Raw genomic sequence first — 22,044 nt, forward strand, 5'->3', positions numbered from 1 at the left:
GCTGCCCGTGGATAATGCTGGCACTCGTTCTCAAGCGGAGGCCTCAATGGCCAAACTGCGTCTGTCCCTGCGCCTCGCCCACCTGGCCCTGGTAATCGCCTTCGGCGCCCTGCTGGCCGGCATCGTCAGCCTGTTCGAGCGTGTAGTTCGGCACGACCTGATGCCGCTGCGCCAACGCCTGACCCGCTGGTTCCTGGCACGCCTGGGCGGCGCCCTGCCGTTTCGCGTACGGGTGGAGGGCGAGCTGCCCACGCAACCGATGCTGTGGGTCGCCAACCACGTGTCATGGACCGACATTCCGCTGCTGGGCGCTCTGCAGCCGCTGTCCTTTCTGTCCAAGGCGGAAGTACGCGGCTGGCCGCTGGCCGGCTGGCTGGCGCACAAGGGTGGCACGCTATTCATCCGCCGCGGTGCAGGCGACAGCAGCCAGGTGAGCCAGCAACTCACCCGCCACCTGCAGCAGGGCCATCACCTGCTGATCTTTCCCGAAGGCACCACCACTGACGGCCTGGCCCTGCGCACCTTTCACGGTCGTCTGCTGAGCAGCGCCATCGACAGCGGCGTGGCGCTGCAACCAGTGGCCATCCGTTATTTGCGCGATGGCCAACCCTGCACGGTGGCACCGTTCGTGGGCGACGACGACATGCTCTCGCATCTGCTGCGCCTGCTCTCGGGCTCGGCCTGCGAGGTCGAGATCCGCCTGCTCGCACCGATCCCCAGCGAATCACGCAGCCGCAACGAACTGGCCCGGCACAGCCAGGCCATCATCGCCAGCGCACTGCAGCTCGATGCAACCGAGGTGCAATCGGCCGCAGCGGCCTAGCCTCAGCCAGCCGGCGGTACGATCAAGGCGTCGCTGTCGAGCGAGGCCAGCAAGCGACTGGCAACGCTGCCCAGGAAGAAACGCGACGCCCCTTCGCGGGCATGGGTGCCGAGCACCAACAGGTCCGCACCAGACTGACGCAAGGCCTCGCCGATCACCCCTTCCGGCGAGCCGATCTGCACCAGCAGGCGCTCGTGACTCAGGCTCACGCCGACTGCACTCAGGCGCTCCACCAGTTGCTGACGCTGCAGCTCGCGCTGATTCTCCAGCACCTCAGCGCTGATACCCGCCTCCATCATCGCGCCCGCTACAACCGGCTCGACCGCGCTGGCCACGTGCAGCTCGTCCAGACTCGCCAGACCCAGCTCACGCACCCGGTTCAGGGCTTGCTGCGAGGTGCGCGAGAGGTCCATCGCCAGCAACGCATGGCGGTATTCATGGGTCACCGGACCATTGACCCGCAGCACTGGCAGATGACTGCTGCGCACCACCCGCTCGAGCGTGGTGCCGACGAAGAAGTCACGCAGTGCCGACTTGCGATGTGCGCCCACCACCAGCAGGTCGGCGCCGATGCCTTGCGCGCTTTCGACAATGACCGAGGCGGCCTCGCCAGTGCCCACGATCACCCGCGGCACGCTGCCCGCCTGCTCGCCGAGGCGTTCGGCCTGCGCCTGCAGCAGGGTTTCGGCCTGTTGTACCTGACGTTGCACATGCGCAGCCGGCGCATCGTCATCGATCACGTGCAGCAGAGCCCACTCGCCACCACCTTGGCGGCGGATCAATTGCACGGCGCGCTGTACCGCGTGCGCCGAACGTTCGGACAGATCGGTCGCTACCAGAATCTTGATCATCTCGTGTTCCTCCATGGGTTTAACACCGCGTTACATTCAAGCGCCTCGCGACCTCGTACTCCTTGATGCAGGTCAGGTCCGACGCGCTAAAGCGGTCTAGGTTAGTAAGGACTGCGGGTTGCGCCGGCCGATGGCGATCGACAGGCGCAGCCGGCCCAACCAAGGAGACGCGCCCCATGGGCAATCCCCCCTCACAACATAGTGACCACGCCTGGCACGGTTTGACTGCACAACAAGCGCTCGACGAGCAGCGCAGCAGTGCCAGCGGCCTCGGCCAGGAGGAAGCCGAGCAGCGCCTACAGCGCCACGGCGCCAACCGCCTGCCGCCGCCGCAACGCCGTGGCCCGCTGCTGCGCCTGCTCTATCAGTTCCACAACGTGCTGCTCTACATGATGCTGGTCGCGGCCCTGATCACCGCCCTGCTCGGCCATTGGATCGATACCTCGGTGATCCTCGCCGCCGTGCTGATCAACGTGATCATCGGCTTCATCCAGGAAGGCAAGGCAGAGAACGCGCTGGACGCCATCCGCAGCATGCTCTCGCCCCACGCCATGGTGCTGCGTGGCGGTGAACGTCATGAAATCGATGCCGAGCGCCTGGTGCCCGGCGACATCGTGTTGCTGGCGTCCGGCGACAAGGTGCCAGCCGACCTGCGCCTGATCAGCGTGAAGAACCTGCTGGTGGAAGAAGCGGCGCTGACCGGTGAATCGGTACCGGTGGAAAAATCCGTTGCTCACTGCAACGCCGACGCCGCGCTCGGCGACCGTCGCTGCATGGCCTATTCCGGCACCCTGGTCAGCAGCGGACAGGCCAGCGGCGTGGTGGTGGCGACCGGAGCCAACACTGAACTCGGCCGCATCGGCGCCATGCTGCAGCAGGTGCAGGCGTTATCCACGCCGCTGCTGCGACAGATCGAACAGTTCAGCCGCTGGCTGGCGGTGATCATCCTGATCCTGGCCATGGCCACCTTCATCCTCGGCATTCTCTGGCACGGCCAGAACCCCGGCGAGATGTTCATGATGGTGGTGGCGCTGACCGCCTCGGCCATCCCCGAAGGTCTGCCGGCGATCATGACGGTGATCCTCGCCCTCGGCGTGCAGCGCATGGCCGGCCACAACGCCATCGTCCGCCGCCTGCCGGCAGTGGAAACCCTGGGCTCGGTGACGGTGATCTGCTCGGACAAGACCGGCACCCTGACCCGCAACGAAATGACCGTGCAACGCGTGGTCAGCGCCAGTCGCATCCTCGATATCAGCGGCGTCGGCTATGCCCCGGAAGGCGCCTTCCACCAGGACGGCAAGCTGCTCGAGCCCGACACCGAACTGCTGGAGATCGCCCGTGCCGCACAGCTGTGCAACGACGCCCGCCTGCAACAGGACGCCGCCGGCCACTGGCAACTGCATGGCGACCCGACCGAAGGCGCGCTGCTGACCCTGGCGCTGAAAAGCGGTCTCGATATCCAGTCGCTGCACACACAACTGCCCCGCAGTGACGCGATTCCGTTCGAGTCCGAACACCGTTTCATGGCCACCCTGCACCATGACCACGCAGGCCATGGCCTGGTCTACCTCAAGGGCGCCCCCGAGCGCGTGCTGGAAATGTGCGCCAGCCAGCGCAGCGCCGACGGCGCTAACACGGCTCTGGATGCCGACTACTGGCGACGCCAGGCCACCGATCTGGCTGCCCGTGGCCTGCGCCTGCTGGCCCTGGCCAGCAAAACGGCACCGACCGAGCAACGCAACCTGAGCTTCGACGACGTAGAAGATGGGCTGACTCTGCTCGCGCTGGTCGGCATCATCGACCCGCCACGCGAGGAGGCCATCGCCGCTGTCGCCGAATGCCAGCGAGCCGGCATCCGGGTAAAGATGATCACTGGCGACCATGCCGAGACGGCCCGCGCCATCGGTGCGCAACTAGGCATCGGCGTCGGCCTGCCGGCGATGACCGGCGCCGAGCTGGAACTGCTCGATGACCGCCGCCTGCGCGAGGTGTTGCCCGGCGTCGAGGTATTCGCCCGCGCCAGCCCCGAGCACAAACTGCGCCTGGTGCAGGCCATGCAGGACAGCGGCGAGGTCGTGGCCATGACCGGCGATGGCGTCAACGACGCACCGGCCCTGAAGCGCGCCGACGTCGGCGTGGCGATGGGCAACAAGGGCACCGAAGCGGCCAAGGAAGCAGCCGAAGTAGTGCTGGCCGACGACAACTTCGCCACCATCGCCGGGGCCGTGCGCGAGGGTCGGGCGATCTACGACAACCTGAAGAAATTCATCCTGTTTTCTCTACCGACCAATGGCGGCCAGTCGCTGATCGTGATCTTCGCCATTCTGTTCCAGGTGGTGCTGCCACTGACGCCGGCGCAGGTGCTGTGGATCAACATGGTCACCTCCAGCACCCTGGGCCTGGCGCTGGCCTTCGAGCCCAGCGAGCACGGCTTGATGAGCCGCACACCGCGCGCGCCGGGCGAGCCTTTGCTGTCGGCCTACTTCGTCTGGCGCATCGCGATGGTTTCGGTGCTGATCGCCGGTGCCGGTATCGCGCTGTTCCTCTGGGAGCTGCAGCATGGCAACAGCCTGGAAAGCGCCCGCACCATCGCCGTCAATACCGTGGTGATGTGCGAGATCTTCTACCTGCTCAACAGCCGCAGCCTGTTCGCCTCGGTACTCAGCCGCGACGGCCTGCTGGGTAATCGCGCGGTGCTGCTGACCATCGGCATCTGCCTGCTGCTGCAACTGCTGTTCACCTATGCCGCGCCGCTGCAGAACGTATTCGGCTCGGTTGGCATGACGCTGGAAGAATGGCTGCGCGTGTTGCTGGCGGGTCTGACGCTGTTCGTCGTGGTGGAGCTGGAGAAATGGCTGGTGCGGCGCTATCGCCTGCATCCGCAGGCGATCTGAACGTCAGAGAAGCACCGCAGTGATGTAGTCGCCGCTGAAACCCCTCCCACGGAGCCAACAACGAACACCCGTGGGAGGCGCTTTAGCGGCGATTGTGGCGGGCATACCGCTCATCCCCGGATTGCATCCGGGCTACGATTCCATCCCGTTCAGCTCGGCCTCGGCAAAGGCCATCAGCTCGGGGTAGAAGGCGCGAAAGTCCTCGCTGAGCGGTTCGTACAGGCGCTCCAATTCCGCCAGGCTGCCATCGAGCAACTGCGGTTTGGACAAGCGTCGCTGCATGCCGGCGATCACCTGCTCCAGCACCGCGAACTCGCGGTAGCTGCCCAGCCAGTCCTGCGCCGCCATGCGCGGCGCCATCAGCGCCAGGCGCCTTGGCAGCTCGGCCTCGGCGGCCAGCACCCGGTACACCTCGCGGGTGAAATGGTCCAGCGGCTGCGCCGCATACTCGGCCCAATCGCGGGCCAGGCAATGGTCGAAGAACAGGTCCAGCAGCATGCCGGCCGTGCGTCGCCGCGCGGCGGGAAAGCGGGCACGCGCGCGTGCCTGTAGCGGGTGGCTGTCGGTAAAGGCGTCGATGCGCCGGTGCAGGCGGATGGCCGCTTCGATCTCAGTCGGCCAGCGTCCGGCCAGGGGGCCCTTGACGAAGTCGCCATACAGGCTGCCGAGCAGTTGCGGCGGCGCATCGCCGCCAAGATGAAGATGGGCCAGGTAGTTCATGACACGAGCTTACCGCCCTGAGCAGGACAATCGAAGCCGTTGATGGAGACTATTGGAACAATCAATCTGTATATCGCCCGGAGACGATATAAGGTTCGCCCCATGACGATACACACCGACACCGCCATGGACATCGACACCATCATCAAGGCCCTCGCCCACCCAGTACGCCGCGACATCCTCGACTGGCTGAAGGAGCCCGAGCTCAACTTCGCCGAACAGGATCACCCGCTGGAGATCGGCGTGTGCGCCGGCAAGATCTTCCTGCGCACCGGGCTGTCGCAATCCACCGTTTCCGCCCATCTGACCACCCTGCAACGCGCCGGTCTGGTGACCAGTCGCAAGGTCGGCCAGTGGCACTTCTTCAAGCGCAACGACGAGCTGATCCAGGCTTTCGTCGAGCGCCTCGGCCAGCAACTCTGATTTGACCTTTCCCTCGGAGAAACCACCATGCCCACACTGTTCGACCCCATCCAGATCGGTGATCTGCACCTGAACAACCGCATCATCATGGCGCCGCTGACCCGCTGCCGCGCCGACGAAGGCCGCGTGCCCAACGCGCTGATGGCCGAGTACTACGTGCAGCGCGCCTCGGCCGGCCTGATCATCAGCGAAGCCACTGCTGTCACGCCGATGGGCGTGGGCTACCCGAACACCCCCGGCATCTGGTCGGATGCGCAGATCCGCGGCTGGAGCAACATCACCCAGGCGGTACACGCCAACGGCGGCAAGATCGTCCTGCAGCTGTGGCACGTCGGCCGCATCTCCGACCCCATCTACCTGAACGGCGAACTGCCGGTCGCTCCCAGCGCGATCCAGCCGGCCGGCCACGTCAGCCTGGTACGCCCGATCAAGGACTTCGTTACCCCGCGCGCGCTGGAGACCGAAGAAATCGCCGATATCGTCGAGGCTTATCGTCAAGGCGCCGAGAACGCCATGGCTGCTGGTTTCGATGGAGTGGAAATCCACGGTGCCAACGGTTACCTGCTCGACCAGTTCCTGCAGAGCAGCACCAACCAGCGCACCGACCGCTACGGCGGCAGCGTCGAAAACCGTGCGCGTCTGCTGCTGGAAGTGACCGATGCTGCGATTTCCGTGTGGGGCGCCGGTCGCGTCGGCGTGCACCTGGCGCCACGTGCCGACTCACACGACATGGGCGATGCCAATCGTGCCGAAACCTTCGGCTACGTCGCCCGTGAACTGGGCAAACGTGGCATCGCCTTCATCTGCGCCCGTGAGAAATCCGGCGACGACAGTCTGACACCGCAACTGAAGAAGGAATTCGGCGGCGTGTTCATCGCCAACGAGCGCTTCACCAAGGATCAGGCCAATGCCTGGCTGGCAGAAGGCAATGCCGATGCCGTGGCCTTCGGCATCCCCTTCATCGCCAACCCGGACCTGCCGCAGCGCCTGGAGCAGAACGCCGCACTGAACGAGCCGCACCCGGAAACCTTCTACGGTTCCGGCCCGGTCGGTTATATCGACTATCCGCGTCTGTAAGATCGCAGCTTAAGCTCCTCCCGCAAGCGATATCCCGTGGGAAGGGCTTTAGCCGCGACCAATAAATGAACAAGCCCCGCATTGCGGGGCTTGTTCATTTAGCGAATTGCCTCAGCGCTGATTGATCTGCTGCTGCAGATTCACCACCTGGCTCTGCAGGGTGTTGATGTTGCGCGTCATCTGCGCGCGGAAGGCATCGAACTCGGCGGTATTCGGCCCGGCACTGGCGGCCGGGCGATTGTCCAGCTCGCTGCGCAGCACCAGCAGATCCTGCTCCAGGCTGCGAATGGATTGCGCCGGATTACCCTGCTTTTTCAGCGTCTCGATATCGCCGCCGAGAGCCTTGATACGGGTATCGAGCTTGGCCAGCTCGGCCTGGGTGGCCTTGGCGTCACTCTGTGCGGATTTCAGCGCCGCCTGCTCGGTGGAGAGCGCCTGCAGGCGCTTGTCGAAATCGGCGCTGGCGCCGATGCCGCTTTTTAGCTCTGTACCCAACTGCTCGACGCGCTTGTCCAGCGCGGCTTGCGCCGTGGCACTCTGCTGTTGCTGCTTGCCCAGCTCAGCCAGACGCGTTTCCAGCTGCTTGACCTGCAGCTTGAGCGCCTCGCTACCGCTGGTGACGTTGGATTCGGTCGCCACCACCTTGCCGGAAATATCCTGAATGCGTCCTGCCGCCTCCTCGCTGATGCGAGCGAAGCTCTCCTGGGTCGCCACCAGGCGCTGCTCCATCAAGCCGATCTGCTGCAGGCTCCACCAGCCCAGTCCAGCCAGAGCGAAACTCAGTGCACCCACCAGCGCCCACAGCGGCCCGGTACTGGCGCCCTTGGCTACTGGAGCCTTGCTGCTGGTAGCGCGGCTGCTGCGCGGCGCTGGTTCCTCGCGCGGCTCGGCAAACTCCTCGCGGCGCTCCGGGGTCAGGCTGGGCAGATTGTCGAGTTCGTCGTTGGCGTCGTTGCGCATGGTCGGACCTATGGTTGAAACGAATAAACAGAAATGCCGCGCAGTATACCGATTCGCCATTACACCATCAGCGTCGCGCCAAGCAGGTGCGCGATGCACCGACGAAGGGCGCGACAGGGCCATCGACTCGCCTGCAGCCCAGCAGTTCCGCAAAACATGAACTGGTACGCAGTTTGCTTTTGATCCTGTCGTGAACGCGCCGATAGAGCGTCGCTAACGAGCCAGCAGGCGGCCTGAAAAGTTCTGCAAAGCAATACAGCACGAGTTCGTGTTACAGCCGCTGGGAAGCGGCTGCTCAGATCACGGAGGGCGTGGAACGCCGAAGCCCGTGATCCTTCAACCAATCGGGGGAAGTGGCAATGGAACTGAACAAAGAAGTACTGGACTGCATGAAAGCGCTGCGTCGCCGTCTACGCGAAGAGCAGGACGTAGATATTCGCATGAGCCAGCCCAACGCGGTCATCGCCATGCTCGATGGCAGCCTGAAATCCGACGATGAAGAAACCCGCCGCCTCGGCCAACGTCTGGCCGAACTGTCCGATCAACCGCAGCGTGCAACAGTGACGCCACTGACCGCAGTCGAGCTACCGGTCGGCACGCCAACCGGCTCGGTACGCGTCTATCGCGGCCAGCGCATCTACGCCTGAGGCCCCATCTGCGCCTGCCACCAGGTGCAGAACTCATCCAGTGCATCCCACAGGCTGGCCCGAGGCTCGTAGCCAAGGTACTCGCGGGCGCGATCGATGTTCAGGGAAAAATCCCTGGCCATCACCGCCACGCCGAGGCGAAACAGACTTGGCTCTGGCCGCCCGGGCAGTACCCGGCACACGCCTTCGTTGAGCGTCGCCGCAGCATAGGCCAGCGGGAACGGCACATGCCGCGTCACCGGCGGCAGCTCCAGGCGACGCAACACATAATTGACCACGTCCCACAGCGGTACCGGCGCGCCATTGCTGATGTTGTACACCTGACCAAGCGCCGCTCCGCCCACTTGCAGCGAGCTGAGCAAAGCATCGTTGAGGTTGTGCACGTTGGTGAAGTCGACCTTGTTCAGACCATTGCCGATGATCGCCAGACGACCCTTGCGTTGCATACCGATCAACCGCGGGAAGATGCTGGTATCGCCCGCGCCGGTGACGAAGCGCGGACGCAGGGCGATCACCTCCAGGCCGAACTCCTGTGCGGCGAACACCTGTTGTTCGGCCAGGTACTTGGTCTTGCCGTAGTGGTCGGAGAAGCGTTTGGGCACCTGCTCCTCGCGGGTATCGACATGAGACTTGCCATCGAAATAGATCGACGGCGAGGACAGATGCACCAGGCGCTGGACCTTCTGCTTGAGGCAGGCGTCGACGATATTCTCGGTGACCGTGACGTTGGCTTGATGAAAGTGCGCGTAATCACCCCATACGCCAACCGCGCCGGCGCAGTGGACCACCGCCTCGACATCCTGGCACAAGGCCTGGGCCAACTCGGCATCACCGAGATCGCCCTGAACGAACTCGGCACCACGTTTGATCAGGTGCTGCACACCTTCTGCGCGCCGGCCATTGACCCGCACGGCCAGCCCTTGCTCGAGCGCAAAACGAGCGAAGCGCCCACCGATGAAGCCACTCGCGCCAGTGACCAGAATCTTCATCGTCACCCCCTACCCTTGATTCTTGTAGTTGCCGCACTCTAGCAGTGCCATTGTCGTAGCGCGCTGTCGGCGGTGGCCATAACTACGACCCGGCGGGCCGCTCACTGGTGCAACGGCACCAGCACCGACGCGGAGTGACGACACAGTTGCTCAGTCAGTTCGCCGAGCAATTCGCCGCCATTGCGCCAGTGGTGCCAATACAACGGCACATCGATGCAGCGCTCGGGCACCAGGTCCACCAGCCTGCCGCTGGTCAGCTCTTCTCGTACCTGCAATTCCGGCACCAGGCCCCAACCGAGGCCGCCTTCGGTCAGGCGCACGAACCCTTCGGACGAGGGGCACAGGTGATAGGCGAAGGCACCCGTGACACCGAGGCTCGCCAGGTAGCGATGCTGCAACTGATCATCCGGGCCGTAGACGATGGCCGGTGCCCGCGCCAGGGTTTCGGCGCTGACGCCAGCGGCAAAATGCCGAGCAATGAAGGCCGGGCTGGCCAGCGCGCGATAACGCATCGCGCCCAGCGCCAGGCTGCGCGCACCCGCCACCGGGCGCTCGGCAGCACACACGCAACCGGCCACTTCACCGGCGCGCATGCGTTTGAGGCCCACTTCCTGATCTTCCACCACCAACTCCATCAGCACTTGCTGGGCGGCGCAGAACTCGGATGTCGCCGTCGCCCACCAGGTCGCCAGGCTGTCGGCGTTGATGGCGATGCGCAGGCGCTCGGGCAAGGCCTGCTCGTCCAGCCCCGGCACCTGGCCCTGCAAGTCACGCTCGAGCAAGCGCACCTGCTGCACGTGGTTGAGCAGGCGTCGGCCGGTTTCGGTAGGCGCCGGTGGCGTCGCGCGCACCAACACCGGCTGGCCGACCCGTGCTTCGAGCAACTTGATGCGCTGCGACACCGCCGACTGCGACAGCCCCAGCACCTGCGCGGCACGTTCGAAGCCAGCCTGCTCCACCACCGCCGCCAGCGCAGCGAGAAGTTTGTAATCGAACAATCGATTTTCCTAATGAGCGATCAGTAATATTGGTTTCTCTTATACATCCGCACGCAGCAGACTCGCCAGCATTCAATCCAATCAGGAGCCTGCCATGTCCGGCGAAACCAACCTCGCGCGCCTGCTGCAGAGCATGACGCCGCGGCTTAATCCCGGTCAGTACGTGTTCTGCTGCGTCCCGACCGAGCATGACTGCAGCGGCCTGCAGCCCATCGCCAGCCTGCGCGAAACCGAAGGCCTGAGCCTGGTGTTACCGCGCGAAGTCGCCGACGCCCATGGCCTGCACTACGACTACGTCGCTGCCTGGATCACCCTTGAGGTGCATTCGTCGCTGGCTGCCGTGGGCCTCACAGCATCCTTCTCTGCCGCCCTGGCGCAGGCGGGAATCAGTTGCAACGTGGTCGCCGGCTTTCATCACGACCATATCTTCGTGCCCAGCGAGCGCGCCGAGCAGGCGCTGTCCACCTTGCGCGCCTTGTCGGCGGCGTCCATACCGGAGTCAGCGTGATGTGGCAGAGCTATAGCAACGGCCTATTGGTGGCCATCGGCCTGATCATGGCCATCGGCGCGCAGAACGCCTTCGTCCTGGCGCAGAGCCTGCGCCGGGAACACCATCTGCCGGTGGCCGCCCTGTGCATCGTCTGCGATGCCCTGCTGGTGGCTGCTGGTGTGTTCGGCCTGGCCACCCTGCTGGCGCAGAGCCCGACCTTGCTGGCCATCGCTCGCTGGGGCGGTGCTGCCTTCCTGCTTTGGTACGGCAGCCAGGCGCTGCTGCGCGCTGCGCGCCCGCAATCACTGCAAGCGGCAGGTAGCGAGCCGCGCTCGCTGCGCGCGGTGCTGCTCGCAGCACTGGCGGTCACCCTGCTCAACCCGCATGTCTATCTGGATACCGTGCTGCTGATCGGCTCGCTCGGCGCCCAGCAACCAGAACCTGGCGCCTATGCCGCAGGAGCTGCCAGCGCCTCCTTTCTCTGGTTTGCCACACTGGCACTTGGCGCCGCCTGGCTTGCGCCCTGGCTGGCCAGGCCACTGACCTGGCGCCTGATCGACCTCGGTGTGGCGGCGATGATGTTCGCAGTGGCGGCGCAGTTGATTCTCGGCGCGCTGTAATCGCGCATAATGCGCCGGGCTAATTACGCCAGGAGCAACAATGGATACCTTGCATGGTATGCGCGTGTTCGTTCAGGTGGTCGAACGTGGCAGCTTCACTGCCGCGGCCCAGGCACTGAATCTGTCCACCGCGCAGGTGTCGCGCCTGATCACCGACCTCGAGCAACATCTCGAGGCACGCCTGCTGCAGCGCACCACGCGGCGCCTGGCGCTGACCGAGACCGGTGAGCGTTACCTCGAGCGCTGCCGGCAGATTCTCGGCCAGATCGACGAAGCCGACGCCGAGGCGCGTGGAGCGCACCGCACCCCAGCGGTCGCCTGCGCGTGCACACCATGACTGGTCTCGGCCTGCAGCACATCACCCCGCTGATCGCCCGCTATGCCGAACATCATCCTCAGGTCGTGGTGGAACTGACCCTGGCCCAGCGCACGCCAGACCTGCTCGAAGACGGCCATGACGTGACCATCGCCTTCGCCCGCGACCTGCCTGACTCGCAACTGGTTGCGCAACGCCTGGGCGCAATCTACAGCGTCATCTGCGCGGCGCCCAGCTATCTGGCTCAATACGGCATTCCCGAACACCCGGCTGACCTGCAACGACATCGTCACCTGCGCCTGACCGACCCGCTGTATCGCGGTCAATGGGATTTCGGTGACGACCAGTTGGAGGCGCTGCCGGCCGAATGCTTCCAGGTCAACGTCGCCGAGGCCTTGGTCAAGGCGGCCCAGGCCGGCATGGGTTTCTGCCTGCTACCCTCCTTCGTCGCCAGCCAGCCGCTGCGTGAGGGGCGCCTGCTGCGCATCCTGCCGCAGCACCGGCTACGCGCACTGAACATCTATGCGATGTATCCATCGCGACGCTTTCTCGATGCCAAGACGCGCACCTGGGTAGAGTTTCTCAAGGCCGAACTGCCGCCGTTACTGCTTGGCGACGAAGCGGTGCTGGACGACGCCCAGCACTGGGCAAGCCCGGAGAAATTGTTGCGCGAAAGGTAATGGTCATTCACTCAAAGCGCGCTTTTTCCGACCTCGATGCCTCACTAGGATGACTTCGAACCCACGAAGAATCCCAAGAGGATCGCTCCAATGAAGAACCTTCTCACTGCCACCGTCCTGTCCCTTTCCACTCTGCTGGCCGCCCAAGCCTGCTTCGCCGAGGAGTCGGCGGCCTTCGTCGCTCATCAACAGGCCCACCAGCAACAGCCGCACGCCACAGCCACCCAGCAGGCGCAAGCCGCGAGCACGCAGAACAGCGATCAGCACGGCTGAACCAGAGCTTACCTGGCGCCGGCCGCGCTCCTGACCGGCGCCCCTCGGGCCGCTGAAACGGCCCTTTTTCCCGCATCGAGGCCATCATGAAACGTATCGCCTGCCTGCTCGCCTTCGGCTGCGCCGCAACCCTGGCACATGCCGAAACGCCCGAGCACTACCACTACGGCATGCACCTGGACATTGCAAAGGTCATCAGCCAGACCCTGCCGCAAGGCTGCGAAGCGGGTGAAGCCCGCATGGTCTATCTGGACTCCAAAGGTGAGCAGCACACGCTTATCTACCAACGTATCGGCGAAAACTGCCGCTACTGACCACCGCACGCACCACACATCCCCGCCTTACCTGGCGCGCACGAACTCGGCACTGAAGCGCCCGCCATCCGGGCGCGTGAAGGTCTCGTACATCCGATCGCCCTCGACCCTCAGTTGCAACTCCTTCGTCGTCCGCACACCGCCGACCCAGTTGGGAAAGGTGGCGCCCTCGACCCGGTTACCGGCGAACCGTCCTTGCTCGTCGACACTGTAAGTGCCAAAGAAGCCGATGCTCGACGCCATGGCACGACGATTTTCTTCGTCGCTGCCGCCGCCGCGCGAATCGGATGCAAAACGCGGCGTATCGCCGTCGGTCAGCACTTCGACGAAGTGCATATCAGGCGTGAACACCAGCATGCCTTGCAGGTTTTCACCGTACGGACGCTCGACTTTTCCATCTGTTTCCAGCGTGGCGGAGACCATACGCCAGGTGCCAACCATCTGGTTGGCAGCGTGAGCCTCGGACTCGCGGGCCATGACGTTCAAGCTCAGCGCCAGCAAACCGACCACCAGTAACGGCCGCGAAAAGTGCCGGCGCCATTGCAGCAGATCGTTCCAGACACAGGCGCGGGTGTTCGATTCGCTCTTCATCAGTCATCTCCTCTAACGATGAAACCGATGGTATGGCGCGAGCAGATCTATGATAAGACGCACCAATACGAACGCCTTAGTGAAGAATTCTCACCAATGAGCAACGCTAGCCTCGCCGATCTCAAGGCCTTCATTCAGGTCGCCCAGCAACGCAGCTTCCAGAAGGCTGCCGACGCCTTGGGGGTATCACGCTCCTCTCTCAGTCACGCAATCAAGGGGCTCGAACAGCGCCTTGGGGTTCGCCTGTTGCACCGCACCACCCGCAGCGTTGCCGTGACAGAGGCAGGAGAACACCTGCTGCAGCGGCTGACGCCACTGCTCCGGGATCTGGACGACGCACTGGATGCCGTCAGCCATGGCCCCGACGAGCTCGCCGGCACCCTACGCATCAACGCCAGCAAGGGCGGCGCGCGCTGGCTTCTCGAACATGTGGTGCCGACGTTCCTGCAACGCCATCCCCATGTGGAGCTCGACCTGGTCAGCGAGGGCAGGCTGGTGGATATCGTCGCCGAGGGCTTCGACGCCGGCGTGCGCCTGGCCGAGTCAGTCCCTCAGGACATGGTGGCAGTGCCCTTCGGCGGCGAGGTGCGCTTCGTCACCGTGGCCTCACCTACCTATCTCGCCACCTTTGGGCGTCCTGGCACACCTGACGAGCTGCGCGTTCATCGCTGCATCCGCCAGCGCATGCCCAGCGGCAAGCGCTATCGCTGGGAGTTCGAGCGCGGCACGCAGCACCTCGCGCTCGACGTACCAGGCGCATTGAGCCTGGACGATAACGACCTGCTGATCGAAGCGGCCTGCGCCGGCCAGGGCATCGCCTACGTCCCCCAGGCCTTCGCTCGCCAGGCGCTGGAGAGCGGCAAGCTGGTGCTACTTCTCGAAGACTGGACACCACCATGCCCCGGCCTGTGCCTCTACTACTCCAGCTATCGCCACGTTCCGGCGCCACTGCAGGCGTTCATCGCCATCCTCCGCGAGCAGGGATAGCGCAGCCCGCTTCCGACGACCGGGAGCCACACTGCTGCAATCCCGCGGTCTATGCTGAACAGGTGTAACTCAGTCGCGATCGTGATCGACGCCTTGACCGTCCCAGCGCGGAGCACCCGCACAAGGGGTAGCACCAAGGTTGCACCATGATGACGCAGCATATCGGTACGCTGGATAACACGAGCGCGCGCTAGCGCGCCAACGTCCACGCTGCGAGATGCACTCATGCTCTGAAACTGCCATATCCAGGCGCTATAGCGGCAGACACCTGGACAAAATTAACGTCCGTCGGGATGCCGAGCTAATTGGTTGCACCTAGTTGCACCAAGCACCGAAGCGGGTTTAATCTCCCGCAGCTTTTTTGTTGCCCGCCATTCATGGCGGCACCGCTTCGGGCCGTCGCAAGCGACGTCAAAAACTGCTCCGGCAGTTTTTACCGTGCATAACCTGACAATAAGTAGGACTCTTCCATGGCTACCACCACTCTTGGCGTAAAACTCGACGATGCCACCCGCGAACGCCTGAAAAAGGCCGCCGCGCAGATCGACCGCACGCCGCACTGGATGATCAAGCAGGCGATCTTCAATTATCTGGAGCAAGTCGAGAGTGGCCTGACGCCCGCCGAGCATGCCGGCCTGGCCGCTGCCGCCGGTGAGGAAGCGCTGGAGTCGCTGAGCGAGCAAGGTCTGCAGGTGTTCCTCGATTTCGCCGAGAGCATCCTCCCGCAGTCGGTGCTGCGCGCCGCCATCACCAGTGCCTACCGCCGCCCGGAAACCGAAGTGGTGCCGATGCTGCTGGAGCAAGCGCGCCTGAACAAGGAACAAGCCGAGGCCTCGCAGAAGCTGGCCCTGGGGATTGCCGAGAAGCTGCGCAACCAGAAGAACGCCAGCGGCCGTCAGGGCCTGGTGCAAGGCCTGCTGCAGGAGTTCTCGCTGTCGTCGCAGGAAGGCGTGGCGCTGATGTGCCTGGCCGAAGCCCTGCTGCGCATCCCGGACAAGGCCACCCGCGATGCGCTGATCCGCGACAAGATCGCCAACGGCAACTGGAGCCAGCACCTCGGCCAGAGCCCGTCGATGTTCGTCAACGCCGCGAGCTGGGGCCTGCTGATCACCGGCAAACTGGTGTCGACCCACACCGAAGCCGGCATGACCTCGGCGCTCAACCGCATCATCGGCAAGAGCGGCGAGCCGGTGATCCGCAAGGGCGTGGACATGGCCATGCGCCTGATGGGCGAGCAGTTCGTCACCGGCGAAACCATCGCCGAAGCCCTGGCCAACGCCTCCACCCTGGAAGCCATGGGCTTCCGCTACTCCTACGACATGCTCGGTGAAGCCGCGCTGACCGAGGAAGACGCCAAGCGCTACCTGGCCTCCTACGAGCAGGCCATCCACGCCATCGGCAAAGCCTCCCACGGTCGCGGCATCTACGAAGGCCCGGGCATCTCGATCAAACTGTCCGCCCTGCACCCGCGCTACAGCCGCGCCCAGTACGAGCGCGTGATGGACGAGCTGTACCCGACCCTGCTGGGCCTGACCCAACTGGCCAAGCAGTACGACATCGGCCTCAACATCGACGCCGAGGAAGCCGACCGCCTGGAGCTGTCGCTGGACCTGCTCGAGCGCCTGTGCTTCGAACCGAGCCTCGCTGGCTGGAACGGCATCGGCTTCGTCATCCAGGCCTACCAGAAGCGCTGCCCGTACGTGATCGACTACGTCATCGACCTGGCCAAGCGCAGCCGCCATCGCCTGATGATCCGCCTGGTGAAAGGCGCCTACTGGGACAGCGAGATCAAGCTGGCCCAGGTCAACGGCCTGGAAGGCTATCCGGTGTACACCCGCAAGCCGTACACCGACGTGTCCTACCTGGCCTGCGCACGCAAGCTGCTGGCCGCGCCGGAAGCGATCTACCCGCAGTTCGCCACCCACAACGCCCACTCGCTGTCGGCCATCTACCAGTTGGCCGGGCAGAACTACTACCCGGGTCAGTACGAATTCCAGTGCCTGCACGGCATGGGCGAGCCGCTGTACGAGCAGGTCGTTGGCAAGATCGCCGACGGCAAGCTGAACCGCCCGTGCCGCATTTACGCGCCAGTGGGCAGCCATGAAACCCTGCTGGCCTACCTGGTGCGCCGCCTGCTGGAAAACGGCGCCAACACCAGCTTCGTCAACCGCATCGCCGACCACAGCATCTCGCTGAAAGATCTGGTGCTCGACCCGGTGCTGCAGGTCGAGCAGATGGCCGCGCAGGAGGGCGCCATCGGCCTGCCGCATCCGCGCATCGCCCTGCCGCGTGACCTGTATGGCAAAGACCGGGTCAACTCGTCGGGCCTGGATCTGGCCAACGAACACCGCCTTGGCTCGCTGTCCTCGGCGCTGCTGTCGACCGCCAACCACAGCTATCTGGCCGAGCCGATGCTCGGTTGTGATGGCGTCAATCCGGGCGAGCCGGAGCCAGTGCGCAATCCAGCCGATCACCGTGACCTGGTCGGCCATGTACGCGAAGCCAGCGTCAAGGATGTCGACAGCGCCATCCTCTGCGCCCTGGCCAGCGGCCAGATCTGGCAGTCCACCCTGCCCGCCGAACGCGCCGCCGTGCTGGAGCGCGCCGCCGACCTGATGGAAGCCGAGCTGCAGCAATTGATGGGCCTGCTGGTGCGCGAGTCCGGCAAGACCTTCGCCAACGCCATCGCCGAAGTGCGCGAGGCGGTGGACTTCCTGCGTTACTACGCGATCCAGGCACGCAGCTTCGGCAATGACAGCCACCGCCCGCTGGGCCCGGTGGTGTGCATCAGCCCGTGGAACTTTCCCCTGGCGATCTTCAGTGGCCAGGTGGCCGCTGCACTGGCCGCCGGCAACACCGTGCTGGCCAAGCCGGCGGAACAGACGCCGCTGATCGCTGCGCAAGCCGTGCGTATTCTGCTCGAGGCCGGCGTACCGGCTGGCGCCGTACAACTGCTGCCGGGTCGTGGCGAAACCGTCGGCGCGCGCCTGGTGGGTGACGAGCGTGTGCGCGGGGTGATGTTCACCGGTTCCACCGAAGTGGCCGGCATCCTTCAGCGCAACATCGCCGGTCGCCTGGATGCCCAGGGCCGCACCATCCCGCTGATCGCCGAAACCGGCGGCCTCAACGCCATGATCGTCGACTCCTCGGCACTGACCGAGCAGGTGGTGATGGACGTCGTCGCTTCCGCCTTCGACAGCGCCGGCCAGCGCTGCTCGGCGCTGCGCGTGCTATGCGTGCAGGACGACGTAGCCGACCGTGTGCTGACCATGCTCAAGGGCGCCATGGCCGAATACAGCCTCGGCAACCCCGAGCGTCTGAACACCGACATTGGCCCGGTGATCGACGCCGAAGCCAAGGCCGGCATCGATACCCACATCGCCAAGCTGCGCGAGAAAGGCCGCAAGGTCACCCAACTGGCGCGCGTCAACGGTGAGGAGATCAAGCGCGGCACCTTCGTCGTGCCGACCCTGATCGAGCTGGACAGCTTCGACGAGATGAAGCGCGAGATCTTCGGCCCAGTGCTGCACGTGGTGCGCTACCAGCGCGCGGACCTGGGCAAGCTGCTGCAGCAGATCAACGACAGCGGCTACGGCCTGACCCTCGGCGTGCACACGCGCATCGACGAGACCATCGCCCAGGTGGTCAGCACCGCCAAGGTCGGCAACCTGTACGTGAACCGCAACATGGTCGGCGCCGTGGTCGGCGTGCAGCCGTTCGGTGGCGAAGGCCTGTCCGGCACCGGCCCGAAAGCCGGTGGCCCGCTGTACCTGTTCCGCCTGCTGTCGACCCGTCCCCAGGAGGCCGTCGCCCAGTATCTGCAACAGGCCGAGGTGCAGGCCCTGCCGGTTCCGAGCGAGCTGGACAAGGTGCGCAGCGCCTTTGACGAATGGGCAGGCAAGCAGGAGCCGGCCATTGCCGCGCTGTTCGAGCAGTACCGCACACTGTCGCAGAGCTACAGCAGCCACACGCTCACCGGCCCGACCGGCGAGCGCAACAGCTACACCCTGCTGCCGCGTGAGCACGTGCTGAACCTGGCCGACGAGCGCGGCGACCTGCTGGCGCAACTGGCTGCCACCCTGGCGGTGGGCAGCCGGGCGATCTGGCTGGAGAGCCAGCGCGCGCTGTACAGCGAACTGCCGAAGGAGGTGCAGAAGCACATCCAGCTGGTGACCGACTGGAACAGCGTCGACGTGGAGCTGGACGCCATCCTGCACCACGGCGACTCCGACCAGCTGCGCGCAGTCAGCGAGCAGGCAGCGCAGCGCAAGGGCGCCATCGTCGGTGTACACGGCCTGAACAAGGGCGAGACCGACATCGCTCTGGAACGTCTGCTGGTGGAACACGCCCTGAGCGTCAACACCGCTGCGGCTGGCGGCAACGCCAGCCTGATGACCATCGGCTGATCGCAGCCGATAACACCGCGGAAAGCTGGATGAAAGCTTTCCGCGGCATGCTGTAACCACATGACGCAACTGCCTGCAGGGGCTACCCGCCCGGCGTCATGCTCCTCCCTTTGACCTTCGGGTCTGCGCCAGCTTATCCGGCCGACGCGTCGAGCGGGGCCAACCGCCCCGCCCATCCCCTTTCCCCGCTAGCGACTCCATCGCAACTGGCCATCATTGCGGAACAGAAAGTTCGGTCTATGTTGATTGGACTGGCGCCTCCCCGTGCCAGACAGAGCAGCAGTCCTGACGCTCATCAGGTGCTCGACAACGCCTGGAACAAGGATGTGCGTTGACGAATCCTGACCATTGATTCAAATCAGGATGCTGTGCTCGCCAAACGCGCTCAATACCTATGTCCCCTTGTGACACGGAGGTAATTGAGATGTCTGACTCGACGCAAAAACTCCGCCTCGGCGCGCTGATCGCGCTGGTCGTCGGCTCCATGGTCGGCGGCGGTATCTTCTCGCTACCGCAAAACATCGCCGCCAGCGCCAGCGCCGGTGCCACCCTGATCGGCTGGCTGATCACCGGGGTCGGCATGCTGACCCTGGCCTTCGTGTTCCAGGCCCTGGCCAATCGCAAGCCCGAACTCGACGGCGGGGTGTACGCCTACGCCAAGGCCGGCTTCGGCGACTACATGGGTTTCTCCTCGGCCTGGGGCTACTGGATCAGCGCCTGGATCGGCAACGTCAGCTACATGGTGCTGCTGTTTTCCACGTTGGGTTATTTCTTCCCGGTATTCGGCGAGGGCAATACATTGCCCGCCGTGATCTGTGCATCAGTACTGCTCTGGTTGCTGCACTTCCTGGTGCTGCGCGGGATCAAGGAAGCGGCGTTCATCAACACCGTCACCACCATTGCCAAGATGCTGCCGCTGGCACTGTTCATCATCATCGCCGCCATCGCCTTCAAGCTCGACGTGTTCACCAGCGACTTCTGGGGCCGCGGCAATACCGAGCTGGGCAGCGTGATGGATCAGGTGCGCAACATGATGCTGGTCACCGTCTGGGTGTTCATCGGCATCGAAGGCGCGAGCATCTTCTCCGCCCGTGCCGAGAAGCGCAGCGATGTCGGCAAGGCCACGGTGATCGGTTTCGTCGGTGTGCTTCTGCTGCTGGTTCTGGTCAATATCCTGTCCCAAGGCATCATGGCCCAAGCCGAACTGGCCGGGTTGAAGAACCCATCCATGGCCGGCGTGCTGGAGCAGGTGGTCGGCCCCTGGGGTGCACAGTTGATTTCGATCGGCCTGATCGTCTCACTGGCAGGCGCCTTGCTGTCCTGGACGCTGCTGTGCGCCGAGATTCTCTTCGCCAGCGCCCGCGACCACACCATGCCGGCGTTCCTGCGCAAGGAGAACGCCAACCACGTTCCGGCCAACGCGCTGTGGCTGTCCAACGGGCTGATCCAGCTGTTCCTGATCATCACCCTGTTCAGCGCCTCCACCTACCTCAGCCTGCTGTACCTGGCCACCTCGATGATCCTGGTGCCGTACTTCTGGTCCAGCGCCTACGCGGTATTGCTGGCGGTACGCGGCGAGACCTACGAGAACGCGGCCGGTGAGCGCAACAAGGATCTGCTGATCGCCGCCATCTCCACCCTTTACGCGGTGTGGCTGGTGTATGCCGCCGGCGTGCAGTACCTGCTGCTCTCGGCGCTGCTCTATGCCCCTGGCGCGATCCTCTTCGCCAAGGCCAAGCACGAACTGGGACAGCCCATTTTCACCAGCGTCGAGAAAATCATTTTCGCCGCCGTCCTGATCGGTGCCGCCATCGCCGCCTACGGGCTGTATGACGGTTTCCTGAGTCTGTAAGAGAAGGAGTTCGACATGTCCAAGAAAGCCCTCGGCGTTTATTCCGAAGCCGGCAAACTGCACAAGGTGATGGTCTGTTCGCCAGGCCTCGCCCACCTGCGTCTAACCCCCGCCAACTGCGACGAACTGCTGTTCGACGATGTGATCTGGGTATCCCAGGCCAAGCGCGACCACTTCGACTTCATGACCAAGATGCGCGAACGCGGCGTCGAAGTGGTGGAGATGCACAACCTGCTGGAAGAGACCGTCAGCGACCCCAACGCGCTGAAATGGATTCTCGACCGCAAGATCACCCCCAACAGCGTCGGCCTCGGCCTGCAGAATGAAGTGCGCGCCTTCATCGAAGAACTGGAGCCACGCAAGATCGCCGAGTTCCTCATAGGTGGCGTATCCGGCGCCGATCTGGTCAAGCACAAGGACTCCGAGGCTGCGAAGATGTTCAACGCCTACCTCGGCGAAGCCAGCTTCATCTTCCCGCCGCTGCCCAACACCCAGTTCACCCGCGACACCACCTGCTGGATCTACGGCGGCGTCACCTTGAACCCGATGTACTGGCCAGCGCGCCGCCAGGAAACCCTGCTCGCCAGCGCCATCTACACCTTCCACCCGGACTTCGCCAATGAGCCCTTCGAGATCTGGTACGGCGACCCGGACCAAGAGCACGGCTCAGCCACCCTGGAAGGCGGTGACGTCATGCCCATCGGCAATGGCACAGTGTTGATCGGCATGGGCGAACGCAGCTCGCACCAGGCCATCGGCCAGGTAGCGCGCGCACTGTTTGCCAAGGGCGCGGCCGAGCGGGTCGTGGTCGCTGGCCTGGGCCGCTCCCGCGCCGCCATGCACCTGGACACCGTATTCAGTTTCTGCGACCGCGACCTGGTGACCATCTTCCCGGAAGTGGCCAACAGCATCGTGCCCTTCACCCTGCGTCCGGACGAGAGCCGCCCAGGCGGCATCGACGTACGCCGCGAGGACAAACCCTTCGTCGATGTGGTCGCCGAATCCCTCAACCTGAAAAAACTGCGTGTAGTGGAAACCGGTGGCGACGCCTACGAGGCCGAGCGCGAGCAGTGGGACGACGGCAACAACGTGGTCTGCTTGGAGCCGGGCGTGGTCATCGGCTACGACCGCAA

Annotated in this window: 19 protein-coding genes and 1 pseudogene; 14 read left to right on the plus strand and 6 right to left on the minus strand. The window is 64.5% G+C overall.

The genetic code is table 11. From position 1 onward, the window contains the following. The first annotated feature begins 46 nt into the window (after positions 1-46). Positions 47-823 (plus strand): lysophospholipid acyltransferase family protein, encoded by a 777-nt coding sequence (locus tag CXP40_RS22795; protein ID WP_106735586.1) that lies wholly within the window; start codon positions 47-49, stop codon positions 821-823. Between the two features lie 2 nt (positions 824-825). On the opposite strand, the gene CXP40_RS22800 is transcribed toward CXP40_RS22795, so the two are convergent. After that, entirely contained in the window at positions 826-1,674 is an 849-nt protein-coding gene (locus CXP40_RS22800) for a universal stress protein (protein WP_106735587.1), read from the minus strand. 176 nt (positions 1,675-1,850) lie between these two features. On the opposite strand from CXP40_RS22800, the gene CXP40_RS22805 reads away from it, so the two are divergent. Then, the gene (locus CXP40_RS22805; RefSeq protein WP_106735588.1) at positions 1,851-4,568 is read left to right on the plus strand and encodes a cation-transporting P-type ATPase; all 2,718 of its coding nucleotides are present in this window, start codon (positions 1,851-1,853) and stop codon (positions 4,566-4,568) included. A 132-nt stretch (positions 4,569-4,700) separates the two neighbouring features. On the opposite strand, the gene CXP40_RS22810 is transcribed toward CXP40_RS22805, so the two are convergent. Then, a complete protein-coding gene (locus tag CXP40_RS22810; protein WP_106735589.1) occupies positions 4,701-5,288 on the minus strand; it encodes an ACP phosphodiesterase in 588 nt (195 codons plus the stop codon). Positions 5,289-5,414: 126 nt separating this feature from the next. Here CXP40_RS22810 and CXP40_RS22815 point away from each other — a divergent pair, with 126 nt between their 5' ends. After that, complete coding sequence (locus CXP40_RS22815) at positions 5,415-5,711, plus strand: helix-turn-helix transcriptional regulator (RefSeq protein WP_169886839.1); 297 nt, start codon at positions 5,415-5,417, stop codon at positions 5,709-5,711. A 27-nt stretch (positions 5,712-5,738) separates the two neighbouring features. Next, the gene (locus CXP40_RS22820) at positions 5,739-6,788 is read left to right on the plus strand and encodes an alkene reductase (protein WP_106735590.1); all 1,050 of its coding nucleotides are present in this window, start codon (positions 5,739-5,741) and stop codon (positions 6,786-6,788) included. 111 nt (positions 6,789-6,899) lie between these two features. Here the strand turns inward: CXP40_RS22820 and CXP40_RS22825 are convergent, their stop codons facing one another. Continuing rightward, positions 6,900-7,748, minus strand: a complete 849-nt coding sequence (locus CXP40_RS22825; RefSeq protein ID WP_106735591.1) for an ATPase — start codon at positions 7,746-7,748, stop codon at positions 6,900-6,902. Positions 7,749-8,107: 359 nt separating this feature from the next. On the opposite strand from CXP40_RS22825, the gene CXP40_RS22830 reads away from it, so the two are divergent. Then, positions 8,108-8,395, plus strand: coding sequence for a hypothetical protein (locus tag CXP40_RS22830; protein WP_106735592.1), 288 nt, complete (start codon positions 8,108-8,110; stop codon positions 8,393-8,395). Here CXP40_RS22830 and CXP40_RS22835 read toward each other — a convergent pair. Continuing rightward, positions 8,386-9,384 (minus strand): NAD(P)-dependent oxidoreductase, encoded by a 999-nt coding sequence (locus CXP40_RS22835; RefSeq protein ID WP_106735593.1) that lies wholly within the window; start codon positions 9,382-9,384, stop codon positions 8,386-8,388. The two genes, CXP40_RS22830 and CXP40_RS22835, sit on opposite strands and share 10 nt — an antisense overlap. A gap of 101 nt (positions 9,385-9,485) precedes the next feature. Then, on the minus strand, positions 9,486-10,382 hold the full coding sequence (locus CXP40_RS22840; protein WP_106735594.1) for a LysR family transcriptional regulator ArgP: 897 nt from the start codon (positions 10,380-10,382) through the stop codon (positions 9,486-9,488). A gap of 94 nt (positions 10,383-10,476) precedes the next feature. Here CXP40_RS22840 and CXP40_RS22845 point away from each other — a divergent pair, with 94 nt between their 5' ends. The 5 genes and pseudogenes from CXP40_RS22845 to CXP40_RS22865 all read left to right on the plus strand — a co-directional run bounded on the left by CXP40_RS22845 (position 10,477) and on the right by CXP40_RS22865 (position 13,075). Continuing rightward, entirely contained in the window at positions 10,477-10,890 is a 414-nt protein-coding gene (locus tag CXP40_RS22845; RefSeq protein WP_099522313.1) for an ACT domain-containing protein, read from the plus strand. Continuing rightward, the gene (locus CXP40_RS22850; protein WP_099522314.1) at positions 10,890-11,492 is read left to right on the plus strand and encodes a LysE/ArgO family amino acid transporter; all 603 of its coding nucleotides are present in this window, start codon (positions 10,890-10,892) and stop codon (positions 11,490-11,492) included. Before CXP40_RS22845 ends, CXP40_RS22850 begins: the two co-directional genes overlap by 1 nt. A 40-nt stretch (positions 11,493-11,532) precedes the next feature. Continuing rightward, a pseudogene (locus CXP40_RS22855) lies at positions 11,533-12,488 on the plus strand (LysR family transcriptional regulator). Between the two features lie 90 nt (positions 12,489-12,578). Then, entirely contained in the window at positions 12,579-12,761 is a 183-nt protein-coding gene (locus CXP40_RS22860) for a hypothetical protein (RefSeq protein ID WP_106735595.1), read from the plus strand. Positions 12,762-12,847: 86 nt separating this feature from the next. Next, positions 12,848-13,075: a DUF2790 domain-containing protein gene (locus tag CXP40_RS22865; RefSeq protein ID WP_106735596.1), complete on the plus strand. Its 228-nt coding sequence runs from the start codon at positions 12,848-12,850 to the stop codon at positions 13,073-13,075. Between the two features lie 27 nt (positions 13,076-13,102). Here CXP40_RS22865 and CXP40_RS22870 read toward each other — a convergent pair whose 3' ends face one another. After that, on the minus strand, positions 13,103-13,666 hold the full coding sequence (locus tag CXP40_RS22870; protein WP_106735597.1) for a lipocalin-like domain-containing protein: 564 nt from the start codon (positions 13,664-13,666) through the stop codon (positions 13,103-13,105). 96 nt (positions 13,667-13,762) lie between these two features. Between CXP40_RS22870 and CXP40_RS22875 the strand changes: the two genes are divergently transcribed. The 4 genes from CXP40_RS22875 to CXP40_RS22890 form a co-directional block, all read left to right on the plus strand. Next, a complete protein-coding gene (locus CXP40_RS22875; protein ID WP_106735601.1) occupies positions 13,763-14,653 on the plus strand; it encodes a LysR family transcriptional regulator in 891 nt (296 codons plus the stop codon). A gap of 470 nt (positions 14,654-15,123) precedes the next feature. Beyond that, entirely contained in the window at positions 15,124-19,059 is a 3,936-nt protein-coding gene (putA, locus tag CXP40_RS22880) for a trifunctional transcriptional regulator/proline dehydrogenase/L-glutamate gamma-semialdehyde dehydrogenase (RefSeq protein ID WP_106735598.1), read from the plus strand. Positions 19,060-19,483: 424 nt separating this feature from the next. Continuing rightward, on the plus strand, positions 19,484-20,911 hold the full coding sequence (arcD, locus tag CXP40_RS22885) for an arginine-ornithine antiporter (protein ID WP_106735599.1): 1,428 nt from the start codon (positions 19,484-19,486) through the stop codon (positions 20,909-20,911). Between the two features lie 15 nt (positions 20,912-20,926). Continuing rightward, positions 20,927-22,044 (plus strand): arginine deiminase (locus tag CXP40_RS22890; protein ID WP_106735600.1); only part of this gene is annotated, 1,118 nt, incomplete at its 3' end.

Origin of the sequence: Pseudomonas sp. YY-1, assembly GCF_002843095.1 — a bacterium.
In the GTDB taxonomy this organism is placed as follows: Bacteria; Pseudomonadota; Gammaproteobacteria; order Pseudomonadales; family Pseudomonadaceae; genus Aquipseudomonas; species Aquipseudomonas sediminis_A.

Excerpts from the sequence above, each read along its gene's own strand:
- CXP40_RS22845 (WP_099522313.1), top strand. The coding sequence starts at position 10,477 with ATGTCCGGCGAAACCAACCTCGCGCGCCTGCTGCAGAGCATGACGCCG.
- CXP40_RS22800 (WP_106735587.1), bottom strand. The coding sequence starts at position 1,674 with ATGATCAAGATTCTGGTAGCGACCGATCTGTCCGAACGTTCGGCGCAC.
- putA (WP_106735598.1), top strand. The coding sequence starts at position 15,124 with ATGGCTACCACCACTCTTGGCGTAAAACTCGACGATGCCACCCGCGAA.
- CXP40_RS22865 (WP_106735596.1), top strand. The coding sequence starts at position 12,848 with ATGAAACGTATCGCCTGCCTGCTCGCCTTCGGCTGCGCCGCAACCCTG.
- CXP40_RS22830 (WP_106735592.1), top strand. The coding sequence starts at position 8,108 with ATGGAACTGAACAAAGAAGTACTGGACTGCATGAAAGCGCTGCGTCGC.
- CXP40_RS22835 (WP_106735593.1), bottom strand. The coding sequence starts at position 9,384 with ATGAAGATTCTGGTCACTGGCGCGAGTGGCTTCATCGGTGGGCGCTTC.
- CXP40_RS22870 (WP_106735597.1), bottom strand. The coding sequence starts at position 13,666 with ATGAAGAGCGAATCGAACACCCGCGCCTGTGTCTGGAACGATCTGCTG.
- CXP40_RS22860 (WP_106735595.1), top strand. The coding sequence starts at position 12,579 with ATGAAGAACCTTCTCACTGCCACCGTCCTGTCCCTTTCCACTCTGCTG.
- CXP40_RS22795 (WP_106735586.1), top strand. The coding sequence starts at position 47 with ATGGCCAAACTGCGTCTGTCCCTGCGCCTCGCCCACCTGGCCCTGGTA.
- CXP40_RS22825 (WP_106735591.1), bottom strand. The coding sequence starts at position 7,748 with ATGCGCAACGACGCCAACGACGAACTCGACAATCTGCCCAGCCTGACC.
- CXP40_RS22805 (WP_106735588.1), top strand. The coding sequence starts at position 1,851 with ATGGGCAATCCCCCCTCACAACATAGTGACCACGCCTGGCACGGTTTG.
- CXP40_RS22815 (WP_169886839.1), top strand. The coding sequence starts at position 5,415 with ATGGACATCGACACCATCATCAAGGCCCTCGCCCACCCAGTACGCCGC.
- CXP40_RS22850 (WP_099522314.1), top strand. The coding sequence starts at position 10,890 with ATGTGGCAGAGCTATAGCAACGGCCTATTGGTGGCCATCGGCCTGATC.
- CXP40_RS22810 (WP_106735589.1), bottom strand. The coding sequence starts at position 5,288 with ATGAACTACCTGGCCCATCTTCATCTTGGCGGCGATGCGCCGCCGCAA.
- CXP40_RS22875 (WP_106735601.1), top strand. The coding sequence starts at position 13,763 with ATGAGCAACGCTAGCCTCGCCGATCTCAAGGCCTTCATTCAGGTCGCC.
- CXP40_RS22820 (WP_106735590.1), top strand. The coding sequence starts at position 5,739 with ATGCCCACACTGTTCGACCCCATCCAGATCGGTGATCTGCACCTGAAC.
- arcD (WP_106735599.1), top strand. The coding sequence starts at position 19,484 with ATGTCTGACTCGACGCAAAAACTCCGCCTCGGCGCGCTGATCGCGCTG.